8 protein-coding genes are annotated in these 12,156 nt (G+C 67.2%); 4 read left to right on the top strand and 4 right to left on the bottom strand.

Annotation, left to right across the window (positions count from 1 at the left end):
• Positions 1-10: 10 nt before the first annotated feature.
• Positions 11-427, bottom strand: a complete 417-nt coding sequence (locus tag HT578_RS17530) for a secondary thiamine-phosphate synthase enzyme YjbQ (RefSeq protein WP_213500886.1) — start codon at positions 425-427, stop codon at positions 11-13.
• A gap of 162 nt (positions 428-589) precedes the next feature.
• Here HT578_RS17530 and HT578_RS17525 point away from each other — a divergent pair, with 162 nt between their 5' ends.
• Genes HT578_RS17525 through mdoH form a run of 4 tightly spaced genes read left to right on the top strand, consistent with a single transcriptional unit; the run spans position 590 to position 6,629 of the window.
• A complete protein-coding gene (locus HT578_RS17525; RefSeq protein ID WP_213500885.1) occupies positions 590-1,966 on the top strand; it encodes a TolC family protein in 1,377 nt (458 codons plus the stop codon).
• Complete coding sequence (locus HT578_RS17520; RefSeq protein WP_213500884.1) at positions 1,959-3,167, top strand: efflux RND transporter periplasmic adaptor subunit; 1,209 nt, start codon at positions 1,959-1,961, stop codon at positions 3,165-3,167. Before HT578_RS17525 ends, HT578_RS17520 begins: the two co-directional genes overlap by 8 nt.
• A gap of 46 nt (positions 3,168-3,213) precedes the next feature.
• Complete coding sequence (locus HT578_RS17515; RefSeq protein WP_213500883.1) at positions 3,214-4,788, top strand: OpgD/OpgG family glucan biosynthesis protein; 1,575 nt, start codon at positions 3,214-3,216, stop codon at positions 4,786-4,788.
• Entirely contained in the window at positions 4,785-6,629 is a 1,845-nt protein-coding gene (mdoH, locus tag HT578_RS17510) for a glucans biosynthesis glucosyltransferase MdoH (protein WP_213500882.1), read from the top strand. Before HT578_RS17515 ends, mdoH begins: the two co-directional genes overlap by 4 nt.
• A gap of 120 nt (positions 6,630-6,749) precedes the next feature.
• Here the strand turns inward: mdoH and HT578_RS17505 are convergent, their stop codons facing one another.
• The 3 genes from HT578_RS17505 to HT578_RS17495 are packed head-to-tail and all read right to left on the bottom strand — an operon-like array spanning position 6,750 to position 12,050.
• The gene (locus tag HT578_RS17505; RefSeq protein ID WP_213500881.1) at positions 6,750-8,540 is read right to left on the bottom strand and encodes an acyl-CoA dehydrogenase C-terminal domain-containing protein; all 1,791 of its coding nucleotides are present in this window, start codon (positions 8,538-8,540) and stop codon (positions 6,750-6,752) included.
• 52 nt (positions 8,541-8,592) lie between these two features.
• The gene (locus tag HT578_RS17500) at positions 8,593-10,917 is read right to left on the bottom strand and encodes a 3-hydroxyacyl-CoA dehydrogenase/enoyl-CoA hydratase family protein (protein ID WP_213500880.1); all 2,325 of its coding nucleotides are present in this window, start codon (positions 10,915-10,917) and stop codon (positions 8,593-8,595) included.
• A complete protein-coding gene (locus tag HT578_RS17495) occupies positions 10,914-12,050 on the bottom strand; it encodes a thiolase family protein (protein ID WP_213500879.1) in 1,137 nt (378 codons plus the stop codon). Before HT578_RS17495 ends, HT578_RS17500 begins: the two co-directional genes overlap by 4 nt.
• Positions 12,051-12,156 lie beyond the last annotated feature (106 nt).

Genomic DNA, 12,156 nt, shown 5'->3' with positions numbered 1-12,156 from the left:
TCGTACCCTGTTATGCCCCGATCAGATGAACCGCGACTTGCCGGTGGTGTGGGCGGCGGCGGTGCTCGGCGAGATAGATGCCCTGCCAGGTGCCCAGCGCAAGGCGCCCGTCTATGATCGGGATCTGCAGGTTCACACCGGTCAGAATGGCGCGCAAGTGCGCGGGCATATCGTCGGGCCCCTCGTCGTCATGGCGGTAGTGGGGACCTTCGGGCGCGAGGCGATCCAGCCAGTCGACAATGTCCGGGCGCACTTCGGGCGCCGCGTTTTCCTGAATCAGCAGCGAGGCCGAAGTGTGGCGGCACAGCAGCGTGAGCAACCCCTGCTCCACCTGCGCGCCGCGCGCCCAGTCCGCCACCTCGCGCGTGATCTCGACAAGACCGCACCCGGCGGTTGCAAAAGTCAGAATGTCGCTTGCCTGTTTCATGATCGTCCCTGTGTGCCTGCCCCCGAGCGCGCCTGCAAGCACCTCGCTTCGTGCATTTTTGACCAGTCGACGGAACCATTTGCGGTCTCCATGTGTCTAACTCCAAGAGCCGGAACCGCTGGGTTCCGAGGTTTTCGCGCAAGCTCTCGGGGGACATTCACCTTGATACACGGCAATCGGGCCGCACGCCCGGCACGGTCGGTCGAACAGGCCTCGCGCATCGCGGGGTTTTTCCGCAAGGGCGATTGCCTTGGAAAGCAATTTCGCTATCGCAGCATCGTGTCCTACGCCTGCAAGTCCCCCTCCCCGCGCCCGTCCTTTGCTCCTGCTGCTCTTGCGCTGACCTGCGCACTGGCCCTGTCCGCCTGCGCGGGCACGACCGAGCGCACCACGCCCGCCTCCACGCTGGCCCCGATTCCCGCGGCCGCGCGCGCACCGACGGAGCCCTACTGGTGGCGCAGCGCGGGCGATCCGCTGCTTGCCGAACTGGTCGAGACGGGCCTTGCGCAGAACCGCGACCTCACCTGCCAGGCGCTCTCGCTGCGCCGCGCCAACGAACGCGCCCGCTCGCACGCACGGCGCATCGACACGCGCATCGGCCGCCTGTTCGACACGCGCGGCACCGATGTCGACGCCGCTCAGGAAGCCGCACGCGCCTTCACCTACGCCGACAGGCGCGCCGACCTCGCCGCACGGATCGCGCGCAGCTACATCGCAACGCGTGAGCTGCAGGAGATGCTGGAGGCGCGCCATAGCGCCCTTGCCACCACCCGCGACAACGCCGAGATCGCCGCCTTCCGCGAGGAAGCGGGCCTCGTCTCGGGCGTCGACACGGGCCTTGCCGGGACCGCGCTGGCGGCCAGCAACGATGATATCGGCACGCTCCAGAGCCGCTACGAGGACAGCCGCCATGCGCTCGCGCAGCTGGTCGGCCTCAGCGACGCGGCACTGGAAGCCAAACTCGGCGAAACCGGACAGGTGCCCGACATCGGCGCGCTCCCGCCCGAAGAGAGCACAGCTGAGGACATTGCCCGGCGCGCAGACCTCCTCGCGCTCGAACGCCGCCTCATCGCGCACCTGATCGAAAGCAAGGTGAGCGACGAGGACCTTGCCGCCGCGCTGGCCGATCTCAAGGCCCCTGCCGCGCCGTCTGAAACCGACACCGCGACACCTGCACGCGCCGTGGTCCGCCAGTGGCGCGAGGCGCGCGACGCCGCGCTCGACGAACTGGCCACCAGCCGCGACCGCATGGCGCTCTCGGCCGAGCGGCAGAGCAAGCTGGACGCGGCCATGAGCCGGGCCCGCGACACGGTCGAGGACGCGCGCCTGGCCTATCGCTCCGGCACGGGCACGATGGCCACGCTCTATGTCGCCGAGAACGCCATGCGCAAACTGGGCGACGCGCGCATCTCCGCGCGCTCGGCCCGCGCACAGGCGACCATCGGCAGCTGGGATGCTCAAGGCTTAGGGTGGTCCGAGGCCGATCTCGATCCCCCGTCCCCGCCCGCCGACGGCCCGGAGGTGCTGGTCTGTGAGTAATCCCGAAACGCCCGGCACCCAGAGCACGGACAGCTCGCTCGACACGTTCCTGGGCGCAGCGCCCCGCCGGGGCCGCCGCCAGCTCATCAGCTTTGTCGTCCTTGTCCTTGCCATCATCGCGATTGCGACGCTCTTCGTGCGCTTCGTCGCGGGCAACGATGATCCCTACTACGTCGCCAGCATCACGAGCGGCGACTTCGTGCCGCGCCTCTCCGAAGCCGGCATGGTCCACGGCGCCGAGGAACTGGCGATCCGCGCGCGCCTCGACGGACGCCTTGCCGATCTGCCGGTGAAATCCGGCGATACGGTAAAGTACGGACAGGTCCTTGCCCGCATCGAGGCCCCCGGCGGGGACGAGACGCTCGCCGCCCACGAGGCGCGCCTCGCCTCGGCACAGGCCGATGTCGAAGCCGCCGAGGTCTCCGTCTCGGAGACCTCGACACGCCTCGCCCGCTTCGAACGGGTCTGGCGCGAGTCCGACCATCGCGTGCCCTCCACCAACGAGATGGAAAGCGCACGTGCCGATGCCCGCCGCGCCCGCGAGGGCCTGGCCGCCGCGCAAGGACGCCGCGATGCCGCCCAGAACGACGTCGAGGCCGAGAAGGAGCGCGCCCGTGGCCGCGTGATCCGCGCGCCGTTCGACGGCGTGGTCGTGGTCCACAATCTCAGCCAGGGCCAGGGCGTGCTGCAGGACATGCTTCTTTTCACGCTGGTCCATCCTGGCAGCCAGCTGACCTTGCGCGTGCCGCTCGCCAGCGAGGCGGCGATGGCGTTGGAGCCGGGCGCCGAGGCCAGCGTGCGGCTCGAAGCCCAGCCCGATGTCGCCCACACCGCCGTCCTCGACCGGATCGAGGACGCGAGCGGCCAGCGCGTGGCCCACTTCCGCCTGACCGGCGCGACCGAGGGCATCGAGCCTGGGATGGCCGCGCGCGTCGAGGTGGCGCTGGCACCGCGCAGCAACGTCCTGCTCGTTCCCGACGCCGCACTGGAGTTCCGCCCGGACAGCGCGGGCGAGGCGATGGACGGGCGCGATTCGATCTACCTCGTGGGAGAGGATGGCAACCCGCGCCGCGTCTTCGTGACCGCGGGGGGCAGCGACGGCGGGCGCACCGAGGTGTTCTCGTCCCAGCTTGAGGCCGGTGAGGATGTCATCATCGGCTGGCGCGAGGCCCCACAGGCCCCGGCCACAACAGGGAATTGACGCAAGCGATGAAACCGGGGGCACCAGACCGGAGTTCACGAGCCTTATGCTGACGACACCCTCTTCCAACACCCCTGCCCGCCTCCCGCTCAACCGCCGCGAGGCGAGCGGCCTGCTGCTGGGTCTGGCCACGGTCCTTGCCGGCGGTGCGTTTCCGCGCGCCGCGCTGGCCGCAGCCGAGCCCGCCACCATGCTGGGCGATCCCGAGCCGTTCTCGTGGGACATTCTGGTCAAGCGCGCCCGCGACCTTGCCAGGGCTGCGTACCAGGCTCCCGAGATTTCGTCGCGCGCCGCGCAGGACTTCGACACGCTTGCGCGGCTTACCTACGGTGACGCCCATGCCGTGGCGAACGTCGTGCGCTTTTTCCCGACCGCGACCGCCGTCTCCCCCTATGCCGTCGGCATTGATGTCGTGACCGATGGCATGGCCCGGCCCGTGGTCGACAATTCCAGCCTCTTCGTGGGCGAGGAAGAGGCGGACATCGCAGGCTTTCGCGTGATGGCCGCCGATGGCCACGCGGACTGGCTCTCGTTCATGGGCGCCAGTTATTTCCGCACGTCCGGTTCACGCGACCAGTTCGGCATCTCCGCTCGCGGCCTCGCCATCGACACCGGCCTGGCCTCGGGCGAGGAATTTCCCCGCTTCACCCATTTCTGGATCGAACAGGCGGGCGCCGACCACTTCGTGATCCACGCCCTTCTCGACAGCCCCTCGGTTGCCGGCGCCTACCGCATCGACACGCGCGGGGGCGGCGATGCGGGCGTGGTGCAGGACGTGAAGGCACAGCTGTTCATCCGCAAGGACATCCAGCAGCTGGGCATCGCGCCCATGTCGAGCATGTTCTGGTTCGACCAGGCCAGCCGTTCCTATCCGCGCCCTCCCCGCGGGCCCGACTGGCGCCCGGAAGTCCACGACAGCGACGGCCTCCTGATCCGCGCGGGCAACGGCGAGCAGGTCTGGCGTCCGCTGGAGAACGCACTCCACCCGATCACCTTCAGCTTCACCGCCGATGATCCGTCCGCCTTTGGCCTGCTCCAGCGCGACCAGACCTTCGACCATTACCAGGACGACGGCTCCTGGTACGACAGGCGCCCCTCGCTCTGGATCGAGCCGACTTCGGATTGGGGCAAGGGCGCGGTGCGGCTTTATGAAATGCCCACCGACAACGAGAACCAGGACAATGTCGCGGCCTTCTGGACCCCGGCGAAGCCCGTACGCAAGGGCGACGAGATGGCCTTCGGCTACCGCCTGACCTGGACCTCGGACGACCCCAGCCAGAGCGCCATCGCCCGGTGCATCAACGACTGGCAAGGCAAGGCCGGTCTTGCCGACGGCCCCGCGATTGCGGGCGCGCGCAAGTTCGTCTTCGACTTTGCAGGGCCTGCCCTTGCCGGGCTCGACCGAACGAGCGGGGTCGAAGTCGTCGCCGAAGCGCCGCCCGAGGCGATCCTTGCCCGCGAGGTCCACCCCTTGGTCGGCCAGACGAACACCTGGCGCGTCAAGCTCGACGTGCGCATGAGCGACGCGCAAGGCCAGGGGAACCCGATGGACCTGCGCCTGTTCCTGAAGCAGGGCGAGAACGCCTTGTCCGAAACCGTGATAAAGACCTTGAACGTATGACCATGGCCCCGCCGCCCGCGCAGCCCCCGCGTCCGCTTCCCGATGAAGCGCCGCTGGAGATGCCGATCCAACGCCTCGATGGACCGCCTCCGGGCTCCATCGAGGTGAAGACGCAGCCGCCGGGCATGGCGATGAAGCGCCTCCTCCTGATCACGCTCACCGCGGTGATCGGCCTTGCCGCCTCGAGCGAGCTGCGCTTTGCATTTTCGCGCGATGGCCTCGATGCCTTCGAGATCGCGCTTCTTGTCTTCTTCATTCCGCTGTTCACCTGGATCGCCTTCGGCTTCGTGAGCTCGACGGTGGGGTTCCTGAAACTCATCTCGGGCGAACATCCCGGTTTCACCGCGATCCCCAGCCCCGCGCAGTCGCTCTCCAAGCGCACCGCCGTGCTGATGCCGGTCTACAACGAGAGCGTGGAGGAGGTCTTCGCCCGCGTGCGCGCCATGGCCAGCTCCATCGAAAAGGCGGGCGGTGCGCCGTGGATCGACTTCTTCGTGCTGTCCGATTCCAACGAGCTGTCCGGTAAGCGCGAATACGCCGAGTGGCTGGAGGTCGCCGCCGAAGCGCCGATCAACGTCTACTATCGCCGCCGCGAGAAGAACATCGCGCGCAAGCCCGGCAACATCGCCGAATGGGTGCGCCGCTTCGGCGGGGCCTACGAATGTATGCTGGTGCTCGACGCGGATTCGATGATGAGCGGGGATTCGATCGTGGGCATGGCCTCGATCATGGAGGAGCGCCCCTCCATTGGCCTCCTTCAGACCGTCCCCATGATCATCAACGCGCGCACCCTGTTCCAGCGCTGGATGCAGTTCGCGAGCGAAGCCTATGGGCCCATCGCTTCGGCGGGCCTGCTGTGGTGGTCGGGCTCGGAATCGAACTTCTGGGGCCACAACGCCATCGTGCGCACGCGTGCCTTTGCCGAAAGCTGCGGCCTTCCCGAACTGGCGGGCAAGGGCCCCTTCGGCGGGCACATCCTCAGCCACGACATGCTCGAATCCGCACTGCTGCGCCGGCGTGGCTGGGCGGTCCACATGGTCATGATCGGCGGCTCCTACGAAGAGTTCCCGCCCACCGTCGTCGACATGGCGATCCGCGACCGGCGCTGGATGCAGGGCAACCTGCAGCACCTTCAGCTGCTGGCCAGCTCGGGCCTCACCTGGACGCATCGCCTGCACCTGCTGGTAGGCGCCTCGGCCTACCTGACCTCGCCCGGCTGGCTGCTGCTGCTGCTTGTCACTATTGCCCAGGCGGCGGGCCAGATGGGCGCCGGTTTCGTCGGCACCGCCCCGCCGAGCGTGCTGTGGCTGACCGTCGTGCTGCTCTTCGGGCCCAAGGCGATGGGCCTTGTCTGGATGCTTTCGGATGCCAAGCGCCGCGCGGCCTTTGGCGGAACGGCCACGATCCTGCGTTCGGTGGCGGCCGAAGTCCCGCTCGCCGTCCTTTTCGCGCCGATCACCATGGTCACCCAGACCAAGGCGCTGATGGGCCTGCTTTTCGGCATCTCGGCAGGCTGGTCGACGCAGGCGCGCGAGGCGCGGCGCATCTCGGTGCGCGAGATCATTCCCGACCTGCGCGAGCACATTGCGCTGGGCCTCCTCTTCGCCGCGACCGCCTTCCTCGATCCGGTCACCGCGATCTGGCTCTCGCCGCTGACGCTGGGCCTGCTTGCCTCGCCCTGGTTCATCAGCCTGACCTCGCATTCTTCAGAAAGCGCGCTGGAAAAGCCCACCCGGCTCTTCAAGGTCCCCGATCCCACCATCGACGACCAGGCCGAAAAGCGCGCACATCCCGTGCCCGCCGCCGCGCAAACCAGCGCGGAAACCAGTCACGCCCCATGACGAACACCCGGGACCGCCATTGCAGGCCATCCCGGGTGTTCTCCTTTCGGTTGGCGCGACCCGACCGGTTAGCCCATCCTGTCCCACCGCGCAGGACTGCGGCGGGAACCGGCTGGAGTGTCAGAAGGCGTCTGCCTCCAATTCCATCATCGAGGCCTTGCCCGACTTGATCGCGAGGAACGCGGCGGTCGCCTGGGGCAGCAGGCGGTCGAAGAAGAAGCGCGCGGTCGTGATCTTGGCCTTGTAGAAGGCCGCGTCCTCGGCGCCTTCGGCAAGCTTGCCGCGCGCGATCAGCGCGGCCTTGGCGAAGGTATAGCCCATCGCAACAAGGCCAATCAGGCGCAGGTAGTCGGTCGCAGCCGCAGCGGCTTCCTCGGGGTCCTTCATGCCCTTCTGGGCAATCGTGCCGGTCGAGAGCTGGAGCGCGCCGAAGGCTTTTTCCAGCCCCTCGATCATCTTGCCGAAGTCCGCATCCTCCTTGTTCGCCTCAACGAAAGCTGCGACCGGATGGAAGAACGAACGCAAGTAGCGGCCCATGTGCGCGGGCATCTTGCGCCCGACCAGATCCAGCGCCTGGATGCCGTTGGTGCCCTCGTAGATCATCGCGATACGCGCATCGCGGGCGAACTGTTCAACACCACTTTCGGCGATATAGCCGTGCCCGCCGTAAACCTGGACAGCCAGATGCGCGGCTTCGTGGCCAAGGTCGGTGAAGAGCGCCTTCACGACCGGGGTCATCAGCGCGATGAAGTCCTGCGCGCGGGCCTTGACCTCGGGGTCGGTCGAGTGGCGCTCGGCATCAAGCGCGCGGGCGACCCAGGCGCCGATGGCGCGGCTGCCTTCGTTATAGGCGCGCATCGTCATCAGCATGCGGCGCACGTCGGGATGGACGATGATCGGATCGGCGGGGCCATCGGGGTTCTTGACGCCCGAGAGCGAGCGCCCCTGCACGCGGTCCTTCGCATACCACACCGCCGACTGGTAGGCCGCCTCGCCCACGCCCAGCCCCTGGATGCCCACCGAGACGCGCTCGGTGTTCATCATCGTGAACATCGCTTCCATGCCCTTGTGCGGCTTGCCCACGAGCCAGCCCACGCTGTCCTCGAAGTTGAGCTGGCAGGTGGCAGACGCCTTGAGGCCCATCTTGTGTTCAATCGCCTGGACCGAGACGCCGTTGGCCGCTCCCGGCGTGCCATCGTCCTTGGGCAGGTACTTGGGCACCAGGAACAGGCTGATCCCCTTCACGCCCGGAGGGGCATCGGGCATGCGCGCCAGGACCAGGTGGACGATGTTCTGGGTCAAGTCATGCTCGCCCGCCGAGATGAAGATCTTGGCGCCGGTGAGCTTGTACGACCCGTCATCCTGCGGCACGGCCTTGGTGCGCAACATCCCAAGGTCCGTGCCGCAGTGGGGTTCGGTCAGGCACATGGTGCCCGACCATTCCCCGGAGACCATCTTCGGCAGGTAGGCCTGCTTCAATTCGTCGCTGGCGTACCCCTCGATCGCGGTCGTCGCGCCGTGGGTCAGGCCAGGGTAAAGGCTGAAGGAGAGGTTGGCCGAGCAGATCATCTCCTCGGTCAGCTTGTTGACCGCTTCGGGCAGGCCCTGCCCGCCCCATTCCGGATCCGAGGCAAGCGCGCACCAGCCGCCTTCGCGGAACATGTCATAGGCTTCCTTGAAGCCCTTGGGCGTGCGCACGACGCCGTTTTCCAGCGTGCAGCCTTCCATGTCGCCGCTGCGGTTCAGGGGCAGGAGCACTTCCTGAGCGACCTTCGCCGCCTCTTCCAGGATCGCGCCGGTCAGGTCCGGCGTGAATTCGGACAGCGCCTCCAGATCGCCGAACCCGTCGTCGGCGTGAAGCTCGTTCAGCACAAACGCCATGTCGCGCAAGGGGGCCTCGTATACCTGCATCTCAACTCTCCTCGCGGGGGACACGCAGCGCGCGTCCCCCTGTTATTTTCACTTAGTTGCGCAGCGGCTTGCCGGTCTCGAGCATATGCTCGACGCGGGCAATCGAACGCGGCTCACGCACCAGTTTCATGAAGGCGTCGCGCTCCAGCTTCAGCAGTTCCTGCTCGCTCACGGTATCAACCAGATCGCCATCGCCGCCGGTCAGCACTTCGGCGAGGGCATCCGAGACGACAAGGTCGTACTCGGTCGCAAGCCCGCGCTTGTGGAAGCCTTGTGCCGCCATCGCGAGGCCGACGCGCCCGCTGTCGCCGGGGAGCCGGAACTCGGGCGCTTCGGGCGGGGCGTAGCCTTCGACCAGCGAAAGAGCCTTCTGCTTTGCATCGTAGAGCAGACGGTCGCGGTTCATGGTGATCCCGTCATCGGGGCGCAGGAAGAGCATTTGCTTGGCCTGCGCGGCCGACTTGGAGACAGTGGCGGTCGAGACGGTCTCGAACACCTTGGCGACGGGCGGCATCGGGCCCTTGGGCATCTTGGCCGCGTTGCGTGCGCGCAGCAGCATCTCGCCGTTGCCACCCCAGCCGGGCACCAGCCCGACGCCGCATTCGACGAGGCCGGTGTAGAGCTCGGCATAGGCCTGGACGGCATCGCAGTGGAGCAGGATCTCGCAGCCCCCGCCCAGCGCCATGCCCGCTGGCGCGCCGACGACCGGGAACGGGGCGTACTTCAGGCCCTTGTAGGCCATCTGCCCGCCCGCCACGAGCTTCTCGATCTCCGAATAGGCTGCGATGTTCACCGCGAATAGGGCAAGGCCCAGGTTCGCCCCTGCCGAGAAGTTGTCGGCATCGGTGTAGACGACCAGCGCCTTGTACTTCTCCTGGACGAGCGGGAGCGCCTGGACGATGAGCTTCATCACCTCGCCATCCAAAGCGTTCATCTTGCCCGTGAATTCGAGCGCGACAACGCCATCGCCGATATCCCAGAGCGCGGCCGAGGCGTTCTTGAGGATCGGCTGGGAGGCCAGCTTCACATCGGCGAGGCGCAGCACGCCCTCGGGACGCACGATGTCGTGGTATTCACCGTCAAGGCCAAGGTGCTGGCGCACGCCGTTCTCGACGCGGTAGAAGCTGCGCTCGCCCGCCACCTTGAGGATGTCGGGCACCGGCTGGCCGTCCTCCTCCAGGCGCCTGGCAAGATAGGCCGCGCCCAGAACGTCGATCATCTCGAAGGGGCCCTGCTTCCAGTTGTAGCCCAGCTTCATCGCATCATCGATGGCGACCACGTCGTCCGCCGCCTCGGGCACCAGGCTTGCCGCGTAGGCCAGCGTTCCGCCCAGAATCGCCCAGGCATATTCGCCGATCTCGCCCTTGGTCTCGACCAGCTTGCGCAGGTTGCCCTTGGCCGCAGCGCCGCGCGGGCCTGCCGGACGTGTGACCGCGTGGTACTCGCCCGTGGCCAGGTCGATAACCTCCTTCTGGCGGCCCTTTTCCTTGTTGAGACGGTAGAACCCGCCCTTGCCCTTGCGGCCTGTGTAGCCGTCCGCGATCATCTTCTGGATGAGCGGAATGTCGCGCGCGATGGCCTGGTAGGGATCGTCCTTGGCCAGCGTCGAGGTGAGGCTGGCCTGCAGGTGCGGCATGAGGTCGATGCCGACCAGATCGACAAGGCCGAAGATGCCGGTCCTGGGAACGCCCATGGGCTTGCCCGCCACCGCGTCGGCCAGCTCCACCGAGATCCCCATGTCGAACGCGGCGTTGAGACCAAGCTGTATCCACAAGGTGCCGATGCGGTTGGCGATGAAACCGGGGGTGTCCTTGGCCGCAACGACCGTCTTGCCCAGCTTCACGTCGGCGAATTCCTCGACCTTCGCGGCGACATCGGGTGCCGTGGCCGGGCCGGTCACGATCTCCATCAGCCGCATGTAGCGCGGCGGGTTGAAGAAGTGGGTGATGAGGAAGTCGGCCTTGAAGGCGTCCGAGCGCCCCTCGACGAGGTTCGCAAGGGGGATCGTCGAGGTGTTCGACGAGACCGCCGTGCCGGGCTTCTTCAGCGCTTCGAGCTTCTCGTAAAGGCCCTGCTTGATGTCGAGCCGCTCGATCACCGCCTCGATGATCCAGTCGCAGGTCGCGACCTTCTCAAGGTCGTCCTCGATATTGCCGGTCTCGACCAGCTTTGCCGCCGATTTGCTCATGAACGGCGCAGGCTCGGTCTTGAGCATCTTCGCAACTGCGCCTTGCGCGATGGCGTTGCGGTTGGCTCCGTCCTTGGGGACGATATCGAGCAAAAGCACGGGGACACCGGCGTTGGCGACCTGCGCCGCGATACCCGCGCCCATGGTGCCAGCCCCGATCACGCAGACTTTCTGGACAGGCTGGGTCATTCCACCGCCTCCAGAACCGTCGCGATGCCCTGCCCGCCGCCGATGCACTGGCTGGCGAGCGCGTACTTGCCGCCCTCGCGCTTCAGCAGCGAGGCCGCCTTGCCGACAATGCGCGCGCCGGTTGCGCCCAGCGGATGGCCGATGGCAATGGCGCCCCCGTCGATATTGGTTTTCGCGGTATCGAGGCCCAGGTCCTTGATGCAGGCGATGGCCTGCGAGGCAAAGGCCTCGTTCAGTTCGACCACGTCGAGGTCGGCCGCGGTGATCCCGGCGCGCTCCATCGCCTTCTGGCTGGAGAGGATGGGGCCCAGCCCCATCGTCTCGGGCGCGCAGCCCGAAATCGCGACCGACTTGATGCGCGCCAGGATCGGGAGGCCATGGGCCCTCGCATAGCTTTCCGTCGTGACCAGCACCGCGCTTGCGCCATCGGTCAGCGGCGAGGACGTGCCCGCCGTCACCGAGCCCTTGGCATCGAACGCGGGCTTGAGCCCGGCGAGATCCTCCGCTGTCGTACCGCCGCGAATGGTGCCGTCCTGCTCGACCAGGCCCGCCTTGGTCTCGATGGGCACGATCTCATCGACGAACTTGCCCGCATCGCGCGCAGCACTGGCGCGCTTCTGGCTTTCGACCGCAAGCGCCTCCTGCTCGGCGCGCGGGATCTGGTACTTGGTCGCGACGTTCTCAGCCGTCTCGCCCATGCCCATGTAGGCGGCCGACTTTTCGGCGAGCGCACGGTTGGGCATCGGGTTGAAGCCCATCATCGGCACCCGGCTCATCGATTCGACCCCTGCGCAGATGAAAGCCTCGCCCGCGCCCACGGCGATCTGGCCCATGGCGATATGGATCGCGCTCATCGACGAGCCGCAGAAGCGGTTGACGGTCATCCCGCCGACCGAGAGCGGCAGGTCCGAAAGCAGGCCGATCAGACGCGCGACGTTAAGGCCCTGCTCGCCTTCGGGAAAGGCGCAGCCCACGATGAGGTCCTCGATGTCGGCAGCTTCCACGCCGGTCTTCGCGATCAGGCCGCGCACGACCTGCGCCGCCAGGTCATCGGGACGAACGCGCGCCAGCGCGCCCTTGTTGGCCAGGTGAAAGGGGGAGCGGGCGTAACCCGCAATGACGACGCTATCCATGCATTCTCTCCACAGGCGAACCCGGTTCGTTCGAATCCCTCTTGCGGCGATTCCGTCAACGTCCGGATCTGAATCTTGTCGATGTCTTCCCTAAGGGTGCAATTCT

This window comes from Novosphingobium decolorationis (genome assembly GCF_018417475.1).
GTDB classification, from domain to species: Bacteria; Pseudomonadota; Alphaproteobacteria; order Sphingomonadales; family Sphingomonadaceae; genus Novosphingobium; species Novosphingobium decolorationis.
The sequence above is the reverse complement of the archived record's forward strand: the minus strand, read 5'-3'. Positions and strand labels throughout refer to the sequence as shown.

Coding starts and splice junctions, on each gene's coding strand:
- mdoH (WP_213500882.1), top strand. CDS start 4,785: ATGACCATGGCCCCGCCGCCCGCGCAGCCCCCGCGTCCGCTTCCCGAT.
- HT578_RS17495 (WP_213500879.1), bottom strand. CDS start 12,050: ATGGATAGCGTCGTCATTGCGGGTTACGCCCGCTCCCCCTTTCACCTG.
- HT578_RS17530 (WP_213500886.1), bottom strand. CDS start 427: ATGAAACAGGCAAGCGACATTCTGACTTTTGCAACCGCCGGGTGCGGT.
- HT578_RS17515 (WP_213500883.1), top strand. CDS start 3,214: ATGCTGACGACACCCTCTTCCAACACCCCTGCCCGCCTCCCGCTCAAC.
- HT578_RS17500 (WP_213500880.1), bottom strand. CDS start 10,917: ATGACCCAGCCTGTCCAGAAAGTCTGCGTGATCGGGGCTGGCACCATG.
- HT578_RS17505 (WP_213500881.1), bottom strand. CDS start 8,540: ATGCAGGTATACGAGGCCCCCTTGCGCGACATGGCGTTTGTGCTGAAC.